The 23,303-nt window shown below is 56.3% G+C and carries 18 protein-coding genes; 15 read left to right on the top strand and 3 right to left on the bottom strand.

Going from position 1 to position 23,303, the window contains the following annotated elements:
• The first annotated feature begins 114 nt into the window (after nt 1–114).
• Both PYL13_RS14215 and PYL13_RS14220 read left to right on the top strand, forming a co-directional pair.
• Nucleotides 115–1,161, top strand: a complete 1,047-nt coding sequence (locus tag PYL13_RS14215; RefSeq protein ID WP_192488310.1) for a LysR family transcriptional regulator — start codon at nt 115–117, stop codon at nt 1,159–1,161.
• Between the two features lie 41 nt (nt 1,162–1,202).
• Nucleotides 1,203–1,655 carry a hypothetical protein gene (locus PYL13_RS14220; protein ID WP_275641759.1) on the top strand — a complete coding sequence of 151 codons (453 nt, stop codon included), beginning with the start codon at nt 1,203–1,205 and terminating at the stop codon, nt 1,653–1,655.
• Here the strand turns inward: PYL13_RS14220 and PYL13_RS14225 are convergent.
• Together PYL13_RS14225 and PYL13_RS14230 are read right to left on the bottom strand one after the other, a co-directional pair.
• A complete protein-coding gene (locus PYL13_RS14225; RefSeq protein ID WP_275641760.1) occupies nt 1,645–1,884 on the bottom strand; it encodes a hypothetical protein in 240 nt (79 codons plus the stop codon). The genes PYL13_RS14220 and PYL13_RS14225 overlap by 11 nt on opposite strands.
• Nucleotides 1,885–1,902: 18 nt before the next feature.
• Nucleotides 1,903–3,090: an ROK family transcriptional regulator gene (locus PYL13_RS14230; RefSeq protein WP_441296667.1), complete on the bottom strand. Its 1,188-nt coding sequence runs from the start codon at nt 3,088–3,090 to the stop codon at nt 1,903–1,905.
• 333 nt (nt 3,091–3,423) lie between these two features.
• On the opposite strand from PYL13_RS14230, the gene xylF reads away from it, so the two are divergent.
• The 3 genes from xylF (at nt 3,424) to PYL13_RS14245 (ending at nt 6,731) form a co-directional block, all read left to right on the top strand.
• The gene (xylF, locus tag PYL13_RS14235; RefSeq protein WP_275641761.1) at nt 3,424–4,464 is read left to right on the top strand and encodes a D-xylose ABC transporter substrate-binding protein; all 1,041 of its coding nucleotides are present in this window, start codon (nt 3,424–3,426) and stop codon (nt 4,462–4,464) included.
• 150 nt (nt 4,465–4,614) lie between these two features.
• Nucleotides 4,615–5,928, top strand: a complete 1,314-nt coding sequence (locus PYL13_RS14240; protein WP_250982039.1) for a sugar ABC transporter permease — start codon at nt 4,615–4,617, stop codon at nt 5,926–5,928.
• A gap of 20 nt (nt 5,929–5,948) precedes the next feature.
• A complete protein-coding gene (locus PYL13_RS14245) occupies nt 5,949–6,731 on the top strand; it encodes an ATP-binding cassette domain-containing protein (RefSeq protein ID WP_250982040.1) in 783 nt (260 codons plus the stop codon).
• A 96-nt stretch (nt 6,732–6,827) separates the two neighbouring features.
• Here PYL13_RS14245 and PYL13_RS14250 read toward each other — a convergent pair whose 3' ends face one another.
• On the bottom strand, nt 6,828–7,739 hold the full coding sequence (locus tag PYL13_RS14250) for a flagellin N-terminal helical domain-containing protein (RefSeq protein ID WP_192488304.1): 912 nt from the start codon (nt 7,737–7,739) through the stop codon (nt 6,828–6,830).
• Nucleotides 7,740–8,265: 526 nt separating this feature from the next.
• Here PYL13_RS14250 and bcsN point away from each other — a divergent pair.
• The 10 genes from bcsN (at nt 8,266) to PYL13_RS14300 (ending at nt 23,286) form a co-directional block, all read left to right on the top strand.
• Nucleotides 8,266–9,120 (top strand): cellulose biosynthesis protein BcsN, encoded by an 855-nt coding sequence (gene bcsN / locus PYL13_RS14255; RefSeq protein ID WP_368077685.1) that lies wholly within the window; start codon nt 8,266–8,268, stop codon nt 9,118–9,120.
• An 87-nt stretch (nt 9,121–9,207) separates the two neighbouring features.
• Nucleotides 9,208–11,406, top strand: coding sequence for a UDP-forming cellulose synthase catalytic subunit (bcsA, locus tag PYL13_RS14260; RefSeq protein ID WP_192488302.1), 2,199 nt, complete (start codon nt 9,208–9,210; stop codon nt 11,404–11,406).
• A complete protein-coding gene (locus tag PYL13_RS14265; protein WP_275641763.1) occupies nt 11,403–13,886 on the top strand; it encodes a cellulose biosynthesis cyclic di-GMP-binding regulatory protein BcsB in 2,484 nt (827 codons plus the stop codon). The genes bcsA and PYL13_RS14265 overlap by 4 nt, the downstream gene beginning before the upstream one ends.
• Nucleotides 13,883–14,932 carry a glycosyl hydrolase family 8 gene (locus PYL13_RS14270; protein WP_441296644.1) on the top strand — a complete coding sequence of 350 codons (1,050 nt, stop codon included), beginning with the start codon at nt 13,883–13,885 and terminating at the stop codon, nt 14,930–14,932. Before PYL13_RS14265 ends, PYL13_RS14270 begins: the two co-directional genes overlap by 4 nt.
• Nucleotides 14,929–17,151 (top strand): tetratricopeptide repeat protein, encoded by a 2,223-nt coding sequence (locus PYL13_RS14275; RefSeq protein ID WP_275641764.1) that lies wholly within the window; start codon nt 14,929–14,931, stop codon nt 17,149–17,151. Before PYL13_RS14270 ends, PYL13_RS14275 begins: the two co-directional genes overlap by 4 nt.
• Nucleotides 17,152–17,393: 242 nt before the next feature.
• Nucleotides 17,394–18,917, top strand: a complete 1,524-nt coding sequence (locus PYL13_RS14280; RefSeq protein WP_275641765.1) for a sugar ABC transporter ATP-binding protein — start codon at nt 17,394–17,396, stop codon at nt 18,915–18,917.
• A 10-nt stretch (nt 18,918–18,927) separates the two neighbouring features.
• Nucleotides 18,928–19,929 (top strand): ABC transporter permease, encoded by a 1,002-nt coding sequence (locus PYL13_RS14285; protein ID WP_192488297.1) that lies wholly within the window; start codon nt 18,928–18,930, stop codon nt 19,927–19,929.
• A gap of 74 nt (nt 19,930–20,003) precedes the next feature.
• Nucleotides 20,004–20,957 (top strand): substrate-binding domain-containing protein, encoded by a 954-nt coding sequence (locus PYL13_RS14290; RefSeq protein WP_250982046.1) that lies wholly within the window; start codon nt 20,004–20,006, stop codon nt 20,955–20,957.
• 82 nt (nt 20,958–21,039) lie between these two features.
• Nucleotides 21,040–22,092: a sugar phosphate isomerase/epimerase family protein gene (locus PYL13_RS14295; protein WP_275641766.1), complete on the top strand. Its 1,053-nt coding sequence runs from the start codon at nt 21,040–21,042 to the stop codon at nt 22,090–22,092.
• 21 nt (nt 22,093–22,113) lie between these two features.
• On the top strand, nt 22,114–23,286 hold the full coding sequence (locus tag PYL13_RS14300) for a Gfo/Idh/MocA family protein (protein WP_275641767.1): 1,173 nt from the start codon (nt 22,114–22,116) through the stop codon (nt 23,284–23,286).
• Nucleotides 23,287–23,303: the final 17 nt, after the last annotated feature.

Below are 23,303 nucleotides of genomic sequence, written 5' to 3' on the forward strand. Positions count from 1 at the left end.
AGGTGCAAACTGTTCTGAATCCATATAACTGTCAAATAGAATATCTGGCGTTTGTCATATCAATTCTGATATATTAAATCGATATAACACCCGAAATTGGCGAGATGTGACATTATGAGCAACTCCAGAGAGCAAAACGCACTTGATAGGGATGATTTTTTCTCAGCAGTCGAGGATAATCCACTTTTGCGTGCAGGCTTGAAGATGGCCCATCTTCGTATGCTGGTCATGATAAAAGACCATGGACAAGTCAGCGCTGCGGCGGCAGCCCTCAACATGACGCAGCCGGCCGCATCACGCATGTTGTCCGAAATGGAATCAATCGTCAAAAGTCCACTCTGTCAGCGCGCCTCCCGTGGCGTCGTCTTGACACAATTCGGTGAGGCTCTGGCCCTTCGTGCCCGCAAGATACTTTTGGAACTGCGCGAGGCCGGGCGCGAACTTGCCCAGATGAAATCCGGCAGCGGCGGATCGGTGTTTATCGGCTCGGTCACGGCACCCGCCATCAGCATGGTGGTGCCCGCCATCAGCCGCGCCGTAGAGACTTATCCGGGCATCGAAATCAACGTACAGGTAGAGACCAGTAACGTACTGGCACGCGATCTCTTGGCCGCTCGTCAGGATTTTATCATCGGTCGTATACCCGAAGATCTGAACCCGGCTCCGTTCAACGCCCATGAAATTGGCGTCGAGCGCGCCTGTCTTCTGGTGCGAAAGGGCCATCCGCTGCTCGACAATGGCCCTGCCCGCCTGCAGGATCTGTCAAACTTTGACTGGGTTTTCCAGCCACCGGGCGCCCTGCTTCGTCGCACCATGGAAGAGATTTTTGTGGCGAATGGCGCACCGATGCCACGCAACATCATCAATACACCATCCGTGGTGCTGACGCTGGCGATCGTCTGCAAAACCAACGCCATTGCACCGCTCGCCTATGACATGGCGGAGTTTGTGGCCGGGCAAAGCTCGCAGGTCGGGGAAATTCGCATTCTGCCAACCGACTTTGAGCTGAACCTGAAACCCTACAGCCTGATCACCGCAAAGGACCGGGCCCTGCCGCCCAGCGCCCAGCTGCTGTACGACCTTGTTCTCGAAGAAAGCCGCAACGTCGCGTCCACCACCTATTCACCGCTGCAAGCCCTGCGCCATCTTTCCAATGCATAAGGTCTGAAACGGCAACGCTCACCTCAACGAAGGAGGAAGACATGCTTTTTGGACAATCCGTCTTTCAGTCCGTTGTTGAACGGCTGAACCAAGAAGCGGAAGAACAGGCACAAGAAGAAGCAGTTACACCGCACAAGACGGTTACCGGTTTCACGACAAGTTTTGTGCTGGAGACAGAACGACCGGATCCTGAACGGTTTGGCGCAGCCTTCGATGCCTATCTCGACTTTCTGCCCGATCCACCAGAGCCTGAGCCGGAGCCCGAACCGGAGCCAATGCCCGCCTATCTGGAACGGACGTCACTAGCTGACGTTTCCGATGAACTGGCAATCGATGGCAAAGACACGGTTGAAAGCTTGTCGGAAAAACGCCGCGCCTTTGCCAAGCTCAATCATCCCGACCGTCTGTCACCCGAATTTCGTGCCAACGCCCATGCCCGCATGACAGCGGCCAATCTGCTGATCGATCAGGCCATCAAGCTGATCAGTCGTTAGCCTCGTCGTCTTTGGCCACATCAGGCCTTTGTTCTACCGGTGGAGCTGGCTTGAATGTAAACAGCAGCATGTAGGCGGAATAGGCAGCAACGCCGCCGACGATCGTGCCCCAGAATGCTTCCTGGGTGATAAAGAACTCAATCAGAGACCATACAGTACAGGAGATAACAATCAAAAGCCGCACCCATAGCGGACGGTAAATCGGATGATTGGTATCAATGAGCTGCATAAATCTCTCCCGTTTGGATCACCCCGCCTGTGCGCTGGGGGGTGTTGTCATTCCCGCCGAGACCATATCTTCATCCATGCGCGACAATGCAAGCCCCATATGCCCCTCAAAAACCAGTTCTGGTTCATTAAGTTCGACGTGAATGGTAGGTAAACCGCCAAAACGCACGGCTTGTGACTGTAAAAGCCCTTCCAGAATGCCGCCCTGCAGCAGATCATAATACCGTGTGCCCGGCCCGGTGACGAAGACCGGCATATGATCATGAAGACTGAACAGGCGCGCAAGACCATTGCCGAGCGCAAGTCCGGCCTGCCGGAATGCAACGGCGGCCATGCGATTACCATGGCGGGCATTGCTGGCAATCTTGTCCAGTTCAGCCAACGGCACGAATTTCGCTGGTATCGTGTCCGGCGGCACTTCAAAGGCCGTTCGCAAGATGGCGTAGAATCCGCAATAGGCTTCGATACAGCCACGCGAACCACATCGACAAAGCGCAGCGCCCGGCATGTGCAACATGTGCCCGAAATTCGGTGCAACCACTTCAAAACCGCTTGCCGTTGAACGAGCGATACCAAGCCCGATACTGTGACCAAGCGACAGTGCCGCAAGCATGCCCTTGCCCCCGGTCAACAAACTATCCGGTTTGGTTTGCTGACGCATCCACAAGGCTTCGGCCACCAGAAGCGTCTCATTGTTGACCGCAACGCGATTTTGCCAGACCTCGGCGAGATCGTCATGAAAATCGACCTGTTCGTCCCCGAGCACCGGCGACCAGACAAGCCGCCCACCGGCCGGATCCACCAGACCCTTGCTGCTGATCGACAAATGGCGGATCGCCTCATGGGTAATCCGCGAACGGCTGGCAAGGCGTGCAAGCCCCGTATTGATTGCCGCCACGAAATCGCCGCGCCGCGTTTCCTGCCGTCGTTCGGAAAAACGGTCGATCAGTTTGCCGTTGTAGTCGGCGAGTGAATACTGGATGGCGTCTGATGATATGATGACCACCGCCAGATAGGCGCAGGCGGCATTGGGTGTGAATAGAACACGAGGACGTCCTCGCCCCTGCGCCGACTGCTGCTCGGTGCGCAGGATCAACCTGCTTTTCTCTAACTCGGCCGTAATCGCCGACACGGTGCCCGAGGCAAGGCCGGTAAAGGATGAAATCTCGGTATGCGAAAGATTGCCGTGATGGCGCAGCGCCGACATCACCAGAAGACTGTTCTTCTGACGAACCAGTTCAGTGCTGGATATGGCCGAAAGCGGCAAAATATGTCCCTCATTACGAACAACACAACGCTGCCGCCAGCGCCAGATAAGCCCGGCGCCCTCACAGTACAAGTGTTATCCGGCTCCTCCCGAAACCTTGGCTGATCCGACGTGGTTGCGAAGCACTACGTCTGGTTGACAGCTTTCGGAATCTCTGCCATTTAATTTCTCGACTGTCGAGAAAAAATGCATAGGGCATACTCGGACAGCAAATTCAGACAGTAGAAAACGCATGGAGGTGCGGACGCTACCTGTCACATCCGGGAGGACATCATGAAATCATTTGCCAAGTTATTGGCCGGAACGGCTTTACTCGTTTCACTGCACGGCGCTGCCATGGCAGCGGACCTCGTGGTTGGCGTGTCTTGGTCCAACTTCCAGGAAGAACGTTGGAAGACTGACGAAGCCGCCATCAAGAAAGCCCTTGAAGCCGCTGGCGCCAAGTACATTTCCGCTGACGCCCAGTCTTCCGCTGCCAAGCAGCTGACCGACGTTGAAGCCCTGATCTCGCAAGGCGCCAACGCCCTGATCGTTCTGGCCCAGGACAGCGATGCCATTGGTCCTGCCGTTGAAAAAGCGGTCGCTGAAGGTATTCCGGTTGTTGGTTACGACCGTCTGATCGAAAACAAGGACGCCTTCTACATCACCTTCGACAACAAGGAAGTTGGTCGTCTCCAGGCGCAGGAAGTGTTCAAGGTCAAGCCGGAAGGCAATTACGTGTTCATCAAGGGCTCGTCTTCTGACCCGAACGCAGACTTCCTGTTTGCCGGCCAGCAGGAAGTGCTGAAGGCAGCGATTGACGGCGGCAAGATCAAGAATGTCGGTGAAGCCTATACAGATGGCTGGAAGCCGGAAAATGCCCAGAAGAACATGGAGCAGTTCCTGACCGCCAACAACAACAAGGTCGACGCCGTGGTTGCATCCAACGACGGTACGGCTGGTGGCGCGATTGCCGCGCTCGCAGCGCAGGGCATGGCAGGTTCTGTTCCGGTCTCCGGTCAGGACGCCGACTTTGCAGCCCTGAACCGCGTGGCTCTTGGTACACAGACCGTGTCTGTCTGGAAGGACAGCCGCGAACTGGGCAAGGAAGCAGCCAACATCGCGCTGGAACTGGCCGGTGGCAAGAAGATGTCCGAAATCAAGGGCGTAACAAGCTTTGAAGGCGGACCTAAGAAAGTTGCCATGCAGTCCGTGTTCCTCAAGCCGATTGCCATCACCAAGGACAATCTGAATTTGGTTATCGAAGCAGGCTGGATTCCGAAGGAAACCGCTTGCCAGGGCGTAAAGGCCGGTTCGGTCAAGGCCTGCGAATAATCGCATAGGCACCATCCTTTCCAAAGCGCCGCGAAGCAATGTGCTCCGCGGCGCCTTCGGAGTGAAATGACCTTTATCAGGTCGTAGTGAGCAGCGGTTTCAGCCGGTAATGCTTAGACATCAGCATGATGTGAGGAGGAACGGCAGCCAATGGCCGACATCACGCAATCAAAATCGTCCCATCCCGCCAATGATGCAGGTCGCAGTTCAATTTCGCGCTTTATCGCGGCAACGGAACTCGACACCCGTCTTCTCGGCATGGTGGGTGCTCTTCTTCTTATATGGCTCGGGTTTCATTTCCTGTCCGGCGGATTATTTCTGACGCCGCGCAACCTGTGGAACCTCTCGGTTCAGACGGCATCGGTTGCCGTGATGGCGACGGGCATGGTGCTCGTTATCGTTACCCGCAACATCGACCTGTCTGTCGGCTCCATTCTCGGCTTCTCCGGTATGATCATGGGTGTAATGCAGGCTGAACTGCTGCCAAAGGTTCTCGGCTTTGAACATCCGGCGACCTGGATCATCACACTCGGCATTGGCCTGCTTGTCGGCGCTGCGATCGGCGCACTGCATGGCCTCATCATCGCCTTCATGAATGTACCGTCCTTCATCGTCACACTTGGCGGCCTGCTGGTCTGGCGCGGCGGCACATGGTTCATCACCAGCGGTCGCACTGTCGCTCCTATGGACAGCACATTCCGCCTGATGGGCGGCGGCACAAACGGGTCGATCGGCGCGACATGGAGCTGGATCGTCGCGGCATTTGCCTGCGTGGCAATCATTGTCGCCATTCTCAACTCACGCCACCAGCGACGCCGTTTCGGTTTCCCCTTGCGCCCGGTCTGGGCGGAATATTTCCTCGGTGCACTCGGTTGCGCCATCGTGATTGGTGCGGTTGCCGTTGCCAACAGCTACCCATGGCCGGTTGCCATTGCCCGTAACTATGCCGATGCCAATGGCATTGCGTGGCCAGACGGCGGGCTGTTCATCGCCCATGGCATTGCCATTCCGGTGCTGATGGCTCTGTGCGTGGGCGCAGTCATGACCTTCATCGCCACGCGCCTTCGTTTTGGCCGTTACGTGTTTGCCATCGGTGGCAACCCGGAAGCCGCTGAACTCGCCGGCATCAAGACGCGCTGGGTCACCGTAAAGATTTTTGCGCTGATGGGAGCACTTTGCGCCATTGCTGCCGCCATTTCCACGGCACGCCTCAATGCAGCCACCAATGCCCAGGGTGAGCTGGATGAGCTTTACACCATCGCAGCAGCCGTTATCGGGGGGACCTCGCTGGCTGGTGGTGTGGGCACGATCGCAGGAGCCATGCTCGGCGCGCTCGTCATGCAGTCGCTGCAATCCGGCATGGTTCTGGTCGGCATCGACACCCCGTTCCAGCGTATCGTCGTCGGTTTCGTTCTGGTGGTGGCCGTCTGGCTCGACACCATTTACCGCGCCCGCGCCAAGTAAGAGATTTAGGAGCTTCCGACATGACGGAACAAACCTCTCCCCTCGTGGAAATGAAAAACATCTCCATATCCTTCGGCGGCATTCACGCAGTCGAAAACGCCTCGGTCGATCTTTTTCCCGGTGAAGTCGTGGCCCTGCTTGGGCACAACGGTGCGGGCAAATCGACACTTATCAAGATATTATCCGGCGCCTACCGCCGCGACCAGGGCGATATTCTCATCAACGGTGAAGCGGCAGACATCCGCAATCCGCGTGATGCCAAGAAATACGGCATTGAAACCATCTACCAGACACTTGCTGTCGCCGATAACGTCGATGCGGCCGCCAATCTTTATCTTGGCCGCGAGTTGAAGACCAAATGGGGCACGCTGGACGATGTGGCGATGGAAGCATCTGCCCGTGAAGTCATGGGACGCCTCAACCCTAACTTCCGCCGTTTCAAGGAACCTGTGAAAGCGCTTTCGGGCGGTCAGCGCCAGTCTGTCGCCATTGCCCGCGCCATTCTGTTCGATGCACGCATCCTCATTATGGATGAGCCAACTGCAGCCCTTGGGCCTCAGGAAACCGCTCAGGTCGGCGACCTCATCAAGGAACTGAAAAAACAGGGTATCGGCATCTTCCTCATCAGCCACGACATTCATGACGTGTTTGATCTGGCAGACAGGGTATTCGTGATGAAGAACGGCAAGGTGGTTGGCCATGCCCGCACACAGGACGTCACCAAGGATGAGGTGCTTGGCATGATCATCATGGGCAAAGTACCTGCGGGTGCAACGCCAGGCCCGGGCGCCATGAAAAACTGAAGTACCTTATCGGTTGCATGAACACCAACACAAGAAAAAGCCGCGCTCCGAAGAGCGCGGCTTTTCTCTTTATATATAAGAGAGTGAGTGGTCCGATTAACGGAACAGCGACAGGATGTTCTGCGAGTCCGAGTTTGCAATCGACAGCGACTGGATGGCCAGCTGCTGCTGCGTCTGCAGAGCCTTCAGACGAGTGGACTCTTCGTTCATGTCCGCGTCAACCAGACGGCCGATACCACGCTCAAGCGAAGCGTTCAGCTTGGCGATGAAGTCTTCCTGCATGTCGATACGGGTAGAAACGGAACCGAGCTCAGCGCCAGCACTTGTCATCTTGGTCAGCGCGCTTTCGATAGCTGTCAACGCCTGATCGAGATAACCTGTCGAAGTGTTTGTAACGTCGAGGTTATTGACCGAAATCCCGAGCGCACCGCTGGTTGCACCGAGAATACCAGCTGTCGTGACAAGAGCGCCGGCAGTGTTGGTGCCGAACAGAACGTTGGCATCGGTGCCGGTGGACTTCATGACATAGTCGGTCTTCTTCACGGAAACGCCGCCGCTGCTGTCACGAACAAAACCCGAGATAACAGACTGCGTGCCCGAACCAGCGATCATGTTTTCGCCAGAGAAGGAAGCAGATTCAGCAATCGACTTCAGCTGTTCCTGCAGCTGCGTGATTTCTTCCTGAACCTTCTTGCTGTCTACGGAACCTTCCTGGGCCGTAACGAGCTTCTTCTTGATTTCTTTCACAACTTCAATTGCGGATTCCATACCGGAGTAGGCGGTATCAACCTTGGCGGCGCCAAGACCGATAGCGTCCTGAACAGCCGAAAGCGCACCGTTGTCAGAACGCATGGTAGTTGCGATTGACCAGTAAGCGGCGTTGTCGGACGCTTGTGAAACGCGCTGACCCGTAGAAATGTTGTTCTGGGTCTTCTCGAGGTTGCTGTTGATCGAGCGCAGCGTCTGCAAAGCGGACATCGCGGAAACGTTGGTCAGAATGCTAGCCATAATTTTTTTGTCCCTGTTTTTACGAAATACTGGTTATGGGGACATACCGGACTGATAATATCCTACCGGAGCACAGCAGTTCGGCATCATGCCACTCAGCTGATTGCTCTTAATGAACGACCAAGCCAAACCTGCTGCGGATGTGAGGAAATTCACATCCAATTGTTTCAGACTTCTTAATTTCGGGGGTTGTTCACATGGCTGAAAATGGGAAGGGTTAACAATCGCTTAACAAAATTCGCCAGATCTTAAAAAATGTATGAACAAAAGATGAAAAACATCGCTCACGGGTTAATTTTCAGATTGCTAAATCAGGCTCCTCCCCTATTCCATAGGCATGGTCTGGTCACAACTGATTCGGGTCCCTCGCGGCCTCTCCAGAACGCAAGATTCGGCGACAGTTACTCTCTCGAAAACCCTTGTTTTCGGGTCGATTCCGCTATTTCTTGGCATCCTCTCAGGCTGCACGGATAAGGGCGGCATCCAGACATCTGGCGCACCGCAAATGGTGGCAGCCGAACAGGCAATGATTTTCCCTCCGCCTGGCGGACCTGAAATCATGGCCGTGATTAACTACAATTATTCCAATGCCATGAAGCAGGATGTCCTGCTGCGCTCCGAAGGCACCACACCGGGCCAGAATTATCTGAAGATCGAGCTGTTCGGACCGCAAAGGCAGGGCACCACCGTAACAGACGGTCTTGGCTTTGAAGGGACACGGGCTAGCCAGATTGCACGTGAAATCCGTCGCGAGTTTCCCGGCAAGCGCATTTCGATGTCGCAAGAATATCTGCAAAACAGCTACGGCGCATTTTCCTATGCCGTGGGCAACGGACAGGGCAGCGATCTATGTCTTTATGGTTGGCAGGAAATTCGCTCCAAGCAGGACATGCGCCAGGGATTGCGTAACCTTGGCAAAATCAACGTTCGTGCACGCCTTTGCCAGCCATCGGCAACCGTGCAGGAACTGCTGTCACTGATGTATAATTTCACGATCACTGGCAACTACACCAATCCGACATGGAACCCATACGGCACGCCGCAGGCACCTGATGCCGGCATTGGTCGTTCCAGCAACCCGATTTATCCTGTCGTTGGAACATCCTTCCCGATGCAGCCGGGCTCGCAAGCGCCATTGCCGCCGCCAACGCCTCGTCGCGTGTCCGCACCCGCCAACATATCATACCAGCCTCAGACAGTGGTAACTACCGCACCTCAGGCCGTCGCAACGCAGCCAAAAGTAAATGTCGCCATACCGTCACCGCTGCCTCAATCGCCACAGGCGACAACGCAGGAAACGGCTGTAAAGCCTGAGAAATCGGTCGTCATTCCTTCTCCAGGATGCCTGTCAGCAAATGGCAGCACGCAAGGATGTCGTTAACCTTTTTCGTTTAGGTTTTGTAAAGAAATGCCCGCGTGGGCGATAATTACAAAAGCTCAAAAGAGCATGCGAAACAGAAGGTCGCCGATGAGTAAGGCCATTGCCATCCTAGTCTGGTTGCTGACATCGGTCTGCGTACTGACCATCATTACCTTGCCGGTGAGCCTTCAAACGCATCTTATTGCCACGGCAATCTCCATCGTACTGCTTGGCACGATCAAGACGCTCGATGGGACCGGCCGTTGGCGGCTGATTGGTCTTGCCTTCGGCACGGCCATCGTGCTGCGTTATGTCTACTGGCGCACCACCAGCACATTGCCTCCGGTCAATCAACTTGAAAACTTCATTCCAGGCTTCCTGCTTTATCTCGCAGAAATGTACAGCGTGCTGATGCTCGGCCTCAGCCTTGTCATCGTTTCGATGCCATTGCCGTCGCGCACATCGAGACCCGGTTCGGAAGACTATCTCCCAACGGTAGATGTGTTCGTTCCAACCTACAATGAGGATTCCGAGTTGCTGGCCAATACGCTGGCCGCAGCCCGCAACATGGACTACCCGGCCGACAAGTTTACCGTCTGGCTGCTGGATGACGGCGGTACCGAACAGAAGCGTAACTCCAACAACATTCCAGATGCACAGGCAGCCTTGCGCCGTCACGAGGAATTGCAGAAATTATGCGCCGATCTCGATGTGCGTTACCTGACCCGTGCCCGCAACGAACACGCCAAGGCAGGTAACCTCAACAACGGCCTTGCTCATTCGACCGGCGAACTGGTGACGGTGTTCGACGCCGACCACGCGCCTGCCCGTGACTTCCTGCGCGAAACCGTTGGTTATTTCGAAAGTGACCCGAAGCTGTTTCTGGTGCAGACACCACACTTCTTCATCAATCCGGACCCGATTGAACGTAACCTCAATACGTTCGAGACAATGCCAAGTGAAAACGAGATGTTTTACGGCATTATCCAGCGTGGTCTGGATAAATGGAACGGCGCATTCTTCTGTGGATCGGCAGCTGTCCTTCGCCGCACCGCCCTTGCCGATACCGATGGCTTCAGCGGTGTCAGCATTACCGAAGACTGCGAAACCGCTCTTGCCCTGCATTCGCGCGGCTGGAACAGTATCTATGTCGACAAGCCGCTGATTGCCGGCTTGCAGCCAGCTACCTTTGCCAGCTTCATTGGCCAGCGCAGCCGCTGGGCACAGGGCATGATGCAGATCCTGATCTTCCGTCAACCACTGTTCCGCCGCGGCCTCAGCCTCACCCAGCGCCTGTGCTATATGTCGTCAACGCTGTTCTGGCTGTTCCCATTCCCGCGCACGATCTTCCTGTTCGCGCCGCTGTTCTACCTGTTTTTCGACCTGCAGATCTTTGTCGCATCGGGTGGCGAGTTCCTCGCCTACACCGCAGCCTACATGCTGGTGAACCTGATGATGCAGAACTATCTCTACGGCAATTTCAGATGGCCGTGGATTTCCGAACTCTATGAATATGTGCAGACCGTCCATCTGCTGCCAGCCGTGGTTTCGGTGATCTTCAATCCGAGCAAACCTACCTTCAAGGTGACGGCCAAGGACGAGTCCATCAAACAAAGCCGCCTGTCGGAAATCAGTCGACCGTTCTTCGTCATCTTTGGCGTACTGCTGGTGGCCATGGCCTTTGCGATCTATCGTATCTATGCCGAGCCCTACAAGGCCGACGTCACGCTGGTGGTGGGTGGCTGGAACCTGCTCAACCTCATTTTTGCCGGCTGCGCACTTGGCGTTGTCTCCGAGCGCGGTGAACGTTCGGCTTCGCGTCGCATCACAGTCAAACGTCGGTGTGACCTGCAAATTGGCGACAGCGATGTATGGCACCCGGCTATCATCGACAACGTTTCGGTTCATGGTCTGCTGATCAACATCTTTGATCGCAACCCGCCAACGGTCGAAAAGAACTCAACGGCCACCATCCGTATCAAGCCCTATGCCGATGGCGTGCCAACGACCATGACCATCAATGTTGTGCGCACCACCAAAAACGACGGTTACACATCGATCGGCGCCACCTTTGCGCCTCAGCAGGCACAGGACCACCGCCTGATCGCTGATCTGATTTTCGCCAACTCCGAACAGTGGACGGCTTTCCAGCGTGCAAGGCGGTCCAATCCAGGCCTGATCCGCGGCACCTTGTCGTTCATGACCATTGCTCTCTATCAGACCAACCGCGGGCTCTATTACCTGTTCCGCGGCATGCGGGGTGAACCACAAGCACCGGCAGCCGGTGCGAAGGGTGGCAAACAATGAAACAACGTCTTGTTTCCGCACTTCTGCTGGCATCCGTTTCGACATTTGCCTATGCGCAGTCAAACCCGTTTGACATGACCGGCGAGCGTCCAACCAACCCGCCAGCTGCCGCACCACCAGCGGTTACTCCGCCACGCGCTCCTACTCCGGCTGTGCCACCTGTCGCTCCACCTGCAACACCACAGGTATCAACACCGCCTGTCCGGCCACCGGTTGCACCGCAGCCCACATATCAGCAGCCCGCACCCGCCGCGCCAACTCCGGTACAACAACCGGCCAGCAATCAGGCAACGCCGCAGGCACCGGCGAGACCTTCAACTGCAGCAGCTGTTGATGACCGCAAACGTTTTCTGTTGCCGTTTAAAAGTCTTAGCCTTTCCGGCGAGACCGAACGCAAGCAATGGACAATCTATCTGACGCCGGAACAGGCACAGACGGCGACATCCCTGCGGATCGGTTACCAGAACTCGATCGTGGTGGCGCCTGAAAGCTCTAACCTGAGCGTCCGCATCAACAACACCATGCTGCCACCCAGCCCAATTTCTTCGCCGGATGGGGAAGGCAGCGCCTCGATGCCAATTCCTCCCGGCACCTTGCAGGCGGGAGCCAATGTCATCGCCTTCGCGGCACAGCAGCGGCACCGCACTGACTGCACCGCACAATCGACCTATGATCTGTGGACAGACATCAACCCCGCTGAGACCTACATCAACTTCGGAGCCGATGTCGCCAATCGCATACAAAGTATCGATGACATCAGCGCAACGGGCCTCGATGCTTCCGGCGTAACCACAATCATCATCGTGGCGCCGACACTGTCCAACCCGGCATTTTCCGACCAGTTGCTGCGCCTGTCACAGGCACTTGCATTGCGCACCCAGATGCCGAACCAGAATGTTGTTGTGACAACAGAAATGCCGGCGACACAGCCTCCCGGCACCTTGACCGTAGTTGTGGGCACCGCACGCGAAATTGCACCATTGGCTGGCGAACTGCCGCCAGAAGCCCTGGCTGCGGCGTATTCCGGTTTCGAAATGGATGCCAACCGCGCCTATGCGCCTCTGCTTGTCACCGGGCCGACACCACAGGCAGTCCAATCGGCAATCGACACGCTGTTCACGGCCATGGAACGCCCTGCCGGATCGGTCAGAAGCACGCTTTACACCAAGGCATGGCACGGGCCCGATACGCCATTGGTAATGAGTGATCGGCGCATTGCCTTTTCAGAACTTGGCATTCAAAGCAGCGAATTTTCCGGGCGACGTTTCCAAACCGACTTCATGATCGGCGTTCCCTCAGACTTTTTTGCAGATGCCTATGGCGAAGCAACCTTGCTGCTCGACGCCGCCTATTCGGATGAAGTACTGCCGGGCAGCCAGATCAACATCTACGTTAACGGCAATATTGCGTCCACGGTACCGATCTCAAACAATGGCGGCGGTATATTCCGTCATTTACCTATCAATCTGACGCTTCGTCATTTTGTCCCCGGCGCCAACGCCATTTCTATGGAAGCAGTGTTGTTGACCGAGGCGGACAAGGCCTGCCTGCCCGGCGCTACGGCCAGCGAAACGCCGAGATTTGCGTTGTTCGATACGTCCGAATTTTACATGCCGAACTTCGCCCTTCTTGGCAAAAAACCTGATCTCGCTGCTACCAGTGGCGTCGGCCAGCCTTACCGCGCAGACAATAGCCCGGTAGCAATTTCTCTGGACCGCGCCGATAGCGAAAGTCTGTCGACCGCAGCAACGCTGGTCAGCCGCCTCGCCATGTCCGCCGGGCACCCTATTCCGGTTGAAACTGTGGCCTCGGCCTCGGCAGTTGGCGACCGAGATGCAATTTTCGTTGGCACCGTCTCCCAAATGCAGCAGGCATTGCTTGCACAATTCAACATTACACCGTCAAGCCAAGTTTCCTGGCTAGGAGGCCAAGGCGCCAACCAGAATGTCGACAATACCGAAGTGATGTTTGATGACTGGCGTCGCAAGGTTAACAACGGCAAATGGCAAGGTCAGATCTCCTCCTTCGAGGAATGGATGAAGCGCAACTTTGACATCAGTCCGGATACACTGCGCTTCCTGCCATCTGCGGAAGAATCCTATTCTCCGCCAGCCAATGTCTCCTTCATGCTGGCTCAAGGCTTGAGCCCCTCCGGTGACGGTGTGTGGACCATGGCGACAGCACCAAACTCCAGTGATTTGCGCACCGGCATGGCCGCCATTTCCGAGGAAACCCGCTGGCGCAAGGTAGCAGGCCGCGTCACCACCTATGATGCCGCAACCGACACGGTACAGAGCATTCCGGTGCAGCAGCCACGTTTTTATGTGACACGCGAATTCTCGTTATCAAACTGGCGTTTGATTGCTGCCAACTGGCTTTCCACCAATGTCCTTTCCTATTCGCTGGCCTTTGTTGGTTTTCTCTGCCTTTTGGGTGTGATCACCACGGCCATGCTGCGCATGATGGGGAGACGCAAATGACGCCCTCTATCTTGCGCGCATTACGTATCGCCGGATTTGCCCTGATGGCCGCCCTTCCCGCCAAATCCTTTGCCGCAACAATCGATGCACCGGCATGGAGCGCCTACAAGGCTGCGTTTCTGGACAACAGCGGTCGGATCATTGATACCGGCAATGGCAACATCAGTCACAGTGAGGGCCAGGGTTATGGCATGTGGTTGTCTGTATTGGCTGATAATCCAGCGGATTTTGAACTGATCTGGTCCTTCACCAAAACCGAGCTGCTGGTACGCAATGATGGTTTGGCCGCCTGGAAATGGGACCCTCAGGCAAACCCGCATATTACCGACATAAACAATGCGACTGACGGCGATATCCTGATTGCCTACGCGCTGGCTCTGGCGGCACAACAGTGGAACCGCTCGGACTACCAGCAGACCGCACGCACCATCATCGATACGATCGCACAAAAGGCTGTGATCCAAAACGCGGGGCGCACATTGCTTCTGCCGGCCGTCGAGGGGTTCTCATCCAGCGAGCGCGCTGATGGACCGGTTATCAATCCGTCCTATCTGATTTTCGAAGCTTTTCCGGTGTTTGATGCCCTCTCGCCCTCGCCAGTGTGGCAGGCATTGACAAATGATGGCGTTGCGCTGCTCGACAGCTTCTCTTTCGGTGATCGCAAATTGCCTGCCGACTGGGTGTCTATGAAGCGTAGGCCACAACCGGCCGAAGGTTTTGCCCCTGAGTTCGGTTACAATGCCGTTCGTATTCCGCTTTATCTCGCGCAGGCAAAGGCAGGTACTGCCGCCCTTTATAACCGGCTGCTGACCGGCATGAGTGCAGACAATGGCAATATTGCAACGATTGATCTCAGGCAGAATGCGGTGAAGGACACGTTGTCCGACCCCGGTTACCGTATCGTTGCAGCCATTGCTGCCTGTGCAGCCAATGGCACCAAGATCCCCGAAGATCTGCGCAGCTTCAGTCCAACCCTCTATTACCCCTCGACCCTGCACCTGCTGGCCCTGTCCGCAGCGACGCAGACACATCGGGAGTGCCTATGAAAACCACACCGCTTTTCGTATCCACCGCTCTTCTGGCCGCAGTCGGTTTTGTCGCCGTCGAATGGCGAAGCGAAATCATGGGCCAAGTGACAGGCGTACATGGCAAGCCCGCGCAAAGCGGGCTGCTGGCGTTGCAGCCAACACCGTCTGCAGCACCTGCGCCCTACAGCGTGCCTGACAACAGCCAAAGACCCATTGAAGTGGCACAGCTGTCAAATGATCTGCCAGCGCAGCAAACCGCACAAGTGCGTACCCCGCAGACCAACACCGCCGAACAGCCAGCAGCCACTACTGTGCCGCAGGTGGACGAAAGCGCATTGCGTTATTTTGCAACGCAGGGGGACACGGCCCGCCTGAACGCCGAAATTGCCCGACTGAAGTCGCTTTATCCCAACTGGGTTCCACCGGAAAATCCACTTGCTGTACCGCCGGTTGGCGATCCGCAGCTTGAAAACATGTGGAAGCTGTATTCCGAGTCGCGTTACGCGGAAGTACGCAAGGCCATTGTCGATCGTCAGCAGGCTGAGGCCGGTTGGCAGCCTCCGGCCAACCTGCTCGAAATGCTCGACATGGCAGAGGCCCGCATCAAACTCGTCAATGCATCCAACCTCAAACAATATGCGACGGTAATTGAGGTGGCGGCTGCCAACTCCGGCCTTTTGACATGCAGCGAGGTCGATACGTTGTGGCGCGTTGCCGAAGCCTTCGCTCAAACCAATCGCGATAGTCGCGCCCGCGATGCCTACATGTATGTGTTGACCAATTGCACGCAGGAAAATGAACGCCTGGCAACCGTGCAGAAGGCCGCCGCTTTGCTGCCGCCCGCCATGACCGAGGAGCTGCTGGCGCAGGAAAAAACCAAGGCAGACGGAACACTTGAATTCGAACCGGTCAAGAATGATCTTGCCCGCCAGTTTGTCGCCAATGGCGGCACGGACGCAAAACTCACCGTCGCTCCGACCTATGTAAGTCGCTTGGAACGTCTTGCGGAAACCGATGGGCTGGCCAGCGATGATCTGTTGCTTGGCTGGTACTACATTATGCGGGAAAACGTCACCGACGCAGAAAAATGGTTCCGCAAAGCACACGACAAGGAAAATTCGGCATCAGCCTCTCAGGGTCTGGCACTTGCTCTTCTTGCACGTGACAAACCGCAGGAAGCCGAGGAGATCATGTATGAGTGGCGTGATGCATCTGACGATGCTCACAAGACCTATCTGGCAGCAACCGCCAACCTGCTGGCGCTCGAACCGCCTGTTCCCCTGGATGCCGAGGTTCTGAAACGCATTGGCGAGGAAACCGTCAAGGCGAAAGACCCGGTAACCGCCCAGGAATTTGGTTGGTATGCCCGCGCTTTCCAGCAACCACAACTCGCCATTCAGTGGTTTACAACGGCCCTCGGTTGGAAGGCTGATGACGAACCATCTGCCTATGGTCTGGCGTTGACCAACTACGAACTTGCCAATTTGCCGGAAACCCGCCGCATTCAACAGGAATGGGCAGGTCGCTCAGAGCGCATTGCCCAGGTTGGCCAGGTTCAGGCGGTCAATACCGCACCTCGAACGGTCTATACCCAGGCACCTTCACAGGTATCAACCGCGCAATCGCCTGTTGACCAGCAGTCCGCAACTGCAATCGCCACCAGACAGCCCCGCGCCGTCGCCGCAGATAGAGCCACCTCAAGACAGCAACGTGGCTGCAATCTCAACAGTCGCCCGCAAAATCTGTCATCGCAAACTGCTTTGCAACAGGGTTGGTGCCTGATGGAGGCCAATCGGCCGGCAGAAGCTCTCAAAGCCTTTGAATCGGCCTTGCGCAGCGACCAGTCCAATATTCGTAGTGACGCCGCTTACGGCCAAAGCCTTGCTTACCTGCGCATGGGCCTAACCGACAATGCCGCTGTCTCGGCTGCCAAGGGCGGCATGGACAAGGGCAAGGCGACGGAATTGCAAGTCGCAATCCTGACTGATCGCGCGCTGGCGGCCTATCGCAACGGCCGTTACCCTGAAGCGCTAATCATGCTGGATCAACGGTCGCGTTTTGCCACGGAACGTACCGACCTTATGGTCATCAGGGGGTATTCCTACCTCAACATGAAACGTTACGCCGACGCGATCCAGATATTCGAAAGCGTCGCTGCAACCGGCAACCGCGATGCCGTATTGGGTCTTGCCAACGCCCGCAGCGCCAGAGCTGCGGCCTCCGGCGCGGATTACTAAAACACTCAAAGAGCGAAGTTTGACAGGACTTCGCTCTTTTGATGTTCACGAAAAGCGTTATTCGAACGAATTTGCTTTACGTACCTCACAATGAAGGCTAGCCTTACATAAGGTCATGGTGAGCATGAAAAATGCCACCGAGCCGGAGCTTTGGGAGGAGTTCACGTGCAGCCAGAAAACCGGTGGACGCACAGTTTGTTGCTGGCGGCCTTTGCAGACATGCAGCCTGCGGGAAGCGCCCTATGACGGCGCAGGGCAAAGATTCCGCGTCTTTGATTCTCGAAGCCGCCTCACTCAACAAGTCTTTCGGCCCCGTACAGGTTCTGCACGACATCAATCTTCAGGTTTATGCCGGGGAAGTGCACGCCATCATTGGCGAGAATGGCGCTGGCAAATCGACATTGATGAAGTTATTCGCCGGAAATGAACGCCCTACAAACGGCGAACTTCGCATTGACAAGAAACCGGTTACATTCGCCGGCCCTGTGGATGCTGAAAACCATGGCGTCGTGCTGGTCCATCAGGAAATCCTGCTGGCACCGGATTTGACCGTTGCACAGAATATCTACCTTGGCCGCGAGTTGACCCGTGGCCCGATCGTTGATGATACCGCCATGCGCGAAGGTGCTGCCAAGGCAATCCGTGATCTTGGCGCAGTTATCGATCCGGATGCCATCGTTGGTCGTCTATCGATTGCCCAAAGGCAGTTGGTGCAGATCGCCCGGGTTCTGCTGGTGCCGCACCGTCTGGTTATTTTCGATGAGCCAACCGCATCGCTCTCCCCTGTCGAAACCGATGCACTGCTGGCTGTTATCCGTGACATCAAGGCCAAGGGTGTCGCCGTTCTCTATATTTCGCACCGTTTGCCGGAGGTGAAGGAGATTGCCGATCGCGTCACCGTCCTGCGTGACGGTCGCCTGATCGGCACCCATGACGCCGCGTCACTCAACCCGGCAGATATGGCTCGACTGATGGTGGGGCGTGATGTTTCCAAGCTCTATCCGGACCGCAAAGCAGCGGCCGCAAGGGAACCCGTGCTGGAAGTCGATAACTTCACCGTACCAGGCTACGTCACCGACGCCAGTTTCAAACTGCAAAAGGGTGAAATTCTCGGCTTTGCCGGGCTGGTGGGCGCGGGCCGCACAGAACTGATGGAGGGTGTTGTTGGTCTGCGGCCTGCAAGCGGCACTATCCTGCACAATGGCAACCCGGCACGCTTTCGTGACGCACAGGAAAGCCTGAAAGCAGGCATTGTTTACCTGAGTGAAGATCGCAAGGGCAAAGGCTTGCTGCTCGGCAAGGATCTGCGCATCAACCTTACCCTCGCCTCACTCAGACATTTCGTCAGCGGCCTGCAGATTGATGCGCGCAAGGAACGGCAGGCATTGGACGACGCTATCCGCGATTTCGATATCCGCACAGGCCGCAAGGATTTGCTGGCAGGTCAGCTATCCGGCGGCAACCAGCAAAAACTGTTGCTGGCAAAAATGATGATGCTCAATCCATCCATCGTCATCATCGATGAGCCGACACGCGGCATCGACATCGGAACAAAGGAACAGATCTACCGCTTCATCGTCGGGCTGGCCGAACAGGGAAAATCGGTGATCGTCGTTTCATCGGAAATGCCGGAGCTGATCGGCATCTGCGACCGCATCGTTGTCATGCGCTCCGGCCACATCGCCGGTGAAGTGACAGGCGATGCAATGACGGAACATGAAATCGTTGTGCTGGCAACAGGCGTCAGCTCTGAAAAAGTTGCTTAAGGGGGATTGAATGACAGACGCCGCTGCCGAAAAAACCAAGGCACCCAAAACCTCGAAAGACTGGGATTTACGCGCTGTCGCGCCCTTTGTCGCGCTGGCGCTTTTGCTGGTGCTCGGCACCATTGCCAACCCCAACTTCATCGGCATCGACAACCTGCTCAACGTCATCACCCGCAGCGCCTTCATCGCGATTATCGCACTTGGCGCAACCTATGTGATTTCGGCTGGTGGGCTTGATCTTTCCGTCGGTTCCATGGTGGCTTTTGTCGCCAGCCTGATGATCCTGTTCATCAATAGCGGCACGATAGCCGATCCGACATGGATGTTGCTGACAGCCATGTTGCTGGCGCTGGTCATTGGCGCGATGTGTGGCCTTGCTAATGGTCTCATCACAACGATCGGGCGCATTGAGCCGTTCATCGCAACACTTGGTACGATGGGCATCTATCGCGGTTTGACGACATGGCTGTCGCAAGGTGGCGCAATCACCCTGCGCAACTCGGAAATTCAGGCCATGTACCGCCCGGTCTATTTCGGCACGGTGTTTGGCGTTCCGGTTCCCGTTCTGGTCATTTTCATCACCGCTGCCATCGCCGCATTCGTGCTCTACCGCACCCGTTATGGCCGCCATGTAATTGCTGTTGGCTCCAGTGAAGACGTCGCCCGTTACTCCGGCATTTCCGTCAACCGGGTTCGCACCATTGCTTATGTCGTGCAGGGTTTGTGCGTCGCAGTTGCGGTACTTCTTTACGTGCCGCGCCTTGGCTCGACCTCTGCAACAACAGGCATGTTGTGGGAATTGCAGGCCATTACCGCCGTGGTCGTGGGTGGTACGGCGCTGCGTGGCGGTGTCGGCCGCATATGGGGTACCGTTTGTGGCGCTTTCATTCTTGAGATCGTCGGCAACATCATGCTGCTGTCCAACTTCGTCAGCGAATATCTGATTGGGGCTATTCAGGGCGCCATCATCATCATTGCCATGCTGGTCCAGCGATCCTTGACCCGCAAATAGCAGGATTGGCCGGGCCGTTGGGGCGAGCCTGGTTGAGGAGGAGACGTGCCCCGCAATCTTTTGGGAGAAAGATCATGCGAACGAAAATATTAGGCATCGCGTTTGCAGCACTGGCGGCATCATTTGCCGGATCCGTGCATGCTCAGGACAAAAAAGTCACCATCGGCGTTTCCATTCCGGCAGCCGACCACGGCTGGACAGCGGGCGTGGTGTATCATGCAGAACGTGTCGCCAAACTGCTGATGCAGGAACACCCTGGTCTCAACGTCATCGTAAAAACGTCCGCTGACCCGGCCAGCCAGGCCAATGCCCTGCAGGACCTTTCCGTACAGGGACTGGATGCGCTGGTTGTTCTGCCAACCGACCCGGATCCACTGACAAACGCCATCAAGGAAATCAAGGACAAGAAAACCTTTGTTGCCCTGGTTGACCGTGCACCAAGTGTCAACGACAACACCATCCGCGATCTCTACGTGGCCGGTAACAACCCTGCACTTGGCCAGGTGGCCGGTGAATACATCAAGGCAACAACCCCTGACGCCGAAGTTGTGGTTATCAGAGGCATGCCAATCCCTATCGACCAGCAGCGTCAGGACGGTTTTGACAAGGGTATTGCCGGTTCCAACGTCAAGGTTCTCGACCGTCAGTACGGCAACTGGAACCGCGACGATGCCTTCCGCGTCATGCAGGACTACCTGACCAAGTACAAGAAGATCGACGTGGTCTGGTGTCAGGATGACGACATGGCGGTCGGTGTGCTCGAAGCCATCCAGCAGGCAAAACGCACCGACATTCAATACGTGGTCGCAGGTGCGGGCTCCAAGGACATGATCAAGCGCGTCATGGATGGCGACAAGCTCGTACCGGTTGACGTGCTTTACCCACCTGCAATGGTCGCAACAGCCATGCAGCTGACCGCCGCGCATTTCTATGATCAGGTTCCGGTTAGCGGCGAATACATTCTCGACGCAACCCTGATCACCAAGGACAATGCCGAGCAGTTCTACTTCCCGGATTCCCCGTTCTGATATCGCCAAATGCAATGCGCCCGCCTGCGGGCGCATTCACCCCATTCCTATGTTTTTGTATGTTCGATAATGGAGGGTATTTATGAAGACGATCAAAGGACCTGCCTTGTTTCTCGGCCAGTTCGCGGGCGATGCAGCCCCATTCAACACCTGGGACGGCATTACAAAATGGGCATCCGAAAAAGGGTACATCGGCGTGCAGGTACCCACATGGGCAAGCCAGTTGATCGATCTGAAAAAAGCCTCGGAATCGAAAGACTATTGCGATGAATTTGCCGGTGTCGCCCGCCAGAACGGCATCGAAGTAACAGAGCTTTCCACCCACTTGCAGGGACAGTTGGTCGCCGTTCACCCGGCCTATGATGAAGCGTTTGACGGTTTTGCAGTGCCGGAAGTGCGCGGCAATCCAAAGGCGCGCCAGCAATGGGCGGTAGAACAGGTCAAGATGGCCCTGAAAGCCTCCCGCAATATGGGTATCAAGGCCCATGCAACATTTTCAGGGGCGCTAGCCTGGCCTTTTGTCTACCCATGGCCACAACGGCCAACCGGCCTAGTCGAAGCCGCCTTTGACGAGCTGGCAAAACGCTGGACACCAATTCTCAACTACGCCGATGAACAGGGTGTCGATATCGCCTATGAGATCCACCCCGGCGAAGACCTGCATGACGGTGTAACATTTGAAATGTTCCTGGAGCGGGTGAAAAACCACCCTCGCGCCAACATGCTCTACGATCCATCGCACTATGTGCTGCAGTGCCTCGATTATCTCGACAACATCGATATCTACAAGGACCGCATCAAGATGTTCCACGTCAAGGATGCGGAGTTCAACCCGACCGGCCGACAGGGCGTTTATGGCGGCTATCAGGGCTGGGTAAATCGTGCCGGACGTTTTCGTTCGCTGGGCGACGGACAGGTGGACTTCGGCGCAGTGTTTTCCAAAATGGCTGCTAATGATTTTGATGGCTGGGCCGTGGTCGAGTGGGAATGCGCACTCAAACATCCCGAAGATGGTGCACGCGAAGGCGCAGAATTCGTCAAAGCCCATATCATCCGCGTCACTGAAAAGGCATTTGACGACTTTGCCTCCAGTGGCACCGATGACGCCGCAAACCGCCGCATGTTGGGCCTGTAAAAAAGCTCCAAGAGGAACACGATGACTATTGAAGCAAAAACGACCGAAACAGCCACCAGCCGCATTCGTCTGGGCATGGTCGGCGGCGGTATCGGCGCATTTATTGGCGGCGTGCACCGCATGGCAGCGCGTCTGGACAACCGCTTTGAACTGGTGGCCGGCGCCCTCTCCTCCTCACCTGACAAGGCCGTGGCCTCGGGTCATGAACTAGGCCTGAGCCCGGACCGCGTCTATTCCAGTTACAATGATATGGCGATCCGCGAAGCCCGGCTGAAAAACGGCATTGAGGCGGTCGCGATCGTCACGCCGAACAATGTGCATTACGAGGCGGCACGCGAATTTCTCAAACGTGGCATTCACGTCATCTGCGACAAACCGCTGACCTCTTCACTCGCTGACGCCAAAAAACTGAAAAAGGCAGCTGACGAAAGCGGTGCGCTGTTCATCCTCACCCACAATTACACGGGCTACCCCATGGTGCGGCAAGCCCGCGAAATGATAGCGGCCGGCGAGCTTGGCGACCTGCGTGTCGTTCAGGTCGAATATGCGCAGGACTGGTTGACCGAAGCGCTTGAAACAACCGGCGCCAAGGGTGCGGTATGGCGTACCGACCCCAAACAATCAGGCGTTGGCGGCTCCACGGGCGATATCGGCACCCATGCCTTCAATCTGGCCTCCTTCGTCACCGGACTGACACTGGATAGTCTGGCCGCAGATCTCGACAGCTTCGTTGAAGGCCGTCGTGTTGATGACAACGCCCACGTGATGTTGCGTTTTGCCGGCGGTGCCAAAGGCATGTTGTGGTGCAGCCAGGTGGCTCCCGGCAATGAAAACTCTCTGAAACTGCGGGTTTTCGGCACCAAGGGCGGGCTGGAATGGGCCCAGGAAGATCCCAACCGTCTGTGGTTCACACCCTTTGGTCAGGAAAAGCGGTTGATTACCCGTGGTGGTGCCGGTGCAGGTGCGGCAGCAGCCCGCGTCACCCGCATTCCCGGCGGCCATCCCGAGGGATATCTGGAAGCCTTTGCCACCATCTACACCGAAGCGGCCCATGCCATCGAGGCAAGGCGCAACGGCAAGACCGTCGACAAATCAGTGGTCTATCCAACCGTTGATGATGGTGTGAATGGCGTAGCCTTCATTGAGGCTTGCGTTGCTTCATCGCGGAAAAATGCCGCCTGGGTAAAGCTGTAAAAAACAACGCTTCCGGC

The sequence above is a fragment of the Agrobacterium sp. Azo12 genome, from assembly GCF_029193765.2.
GTDB lineage: Bacteria > Pseudomonadota > Alphaproteobacteria > Rhizobiales > Rhizobiaceae > Agrobacterium.

Bases quoted from the DNA above. Each gene is read 5' to 3' on its own strand.
- PYL13_RS14295 (WP_275641766.1), top strand. From the start codon at position 21,040: ATGAAGACGATCAAAGGACCTGCCTTGTTTCTCGGCCAGTTCGCGGGC.
- PYL13_RS14275 (WP_275641764.1), top strand. From the start codon at position 14,929: ATGAAAACCACACCGCTTTTCGTATCCACCGCTCTTCTGGCCGCAGTC.
- PYL13_RS14220 (WP_275641759.1), top strand. From the start codon at position 1,203: ATGCTTTTTGGACAATCCGTCTTTCAGTCCGTTGTTGAACGGCTGAAC.
- PYL13_RS14285 (WP_192488297.1), top strand. From the start codon at position 18,928: ATGACAGACGCCGCTGCCGAAAAAACCAAGGCACCCAAAACCTCGAAA.
- PYL13_RS14230 (WP_441296667.1), bottom strand. From the start codon at position 3,090: ATGTCGGCGCTGCGCCATCACGGCAATCTTTCGCATACCGAGATTTCA.
- PYL13_RS14280 (WP_275641765.1), top strand. From the start codon at position 17,394: ATGACGGCGCAGGGCAAAGATTCCGCGTCTTTGATTCTCGAAGCCGCC.
- PYL13_RS14290 (WP_250982046.1), top strand. From the start codon at position 20,004: ATGCGAACGAAAATATTAGGCATCGCGTTTGCAGCACTGGCGGCATCA.
- bcsN (WP_368077685.1), top strand. From the start codon at position 8,266: ATGATTTTCCCTCCGCCTGGCGGACCTGAAATCATGGCCGTGATTAAC.
- PYL13_RS14215 (WP_192488310.1), top strand. From the start codon at position 115: ATGAGCAACTCCAGAGAGCAAAACGCACTTGATAGGGATGATTTTTTC.
- bcsA (WP_192488302.1), top strand. From the start codon at position 9,208: ATGAGTAAGGCCATTGCCATCCTAGTCTGGTTGCTGACATCGGTCTGC.
- PYL13_RS14265 (WP_275641763.1), top strand. From the start codon at position 11,403: ATGAAACAACGTCTTGTTTCCGCACTTCTGCTGGCATCCGTTTCGACA.
- PYL13_RS14245 (WP_250982040.1), top strand. From the start codon at position 5,949: ATGACGGAACAAACCTCTCCCCTCGTGGAAATGAAAAACATCTCCATA.
- PYL13_RS14225 (WP_275641760.1), bottom strand. From the start codon at position 1,884: ATGCAGCTCATTGATACCAATCATCCGATTTACCGTCCGCTATGGGTG.
- PYL13_RS14240 (WP_250982039.1), top strand. From the start codon at position 4,615: ATGGCCGACATCACGCAATCAAAATCGTCCCATCCCGCCAATGATGCA.
- PYL13_RS14270 (WP_441296644.1), top strand. From the start codon at position 13,883: ATGACGCCCTCTATCTTGCGCGCATTACGTATCGCCGGATTTGCCCTG.
- PYL13_RS14300 (WP_275641767.1), top strand. From the start codon at position 22,114: ATGACTATTGAAGCAAAAACGACCGAAACAGCCACCAGCCGCATTCGT.
- PYL13_RS14250 (WP_192488304.1), bottom strand. From the start codon at position 7,739: ATGGCTAGCATTCTGACCAACGTTTCCGCGATGTCCGCTTTGCAGACG.
- xylF (WP_275641761.1), top strand. From the start codon at position 3,424: ATGAAATCATTTGCCAAGTTATTGGCCGGAACGGCTTTACTCGTTTCA.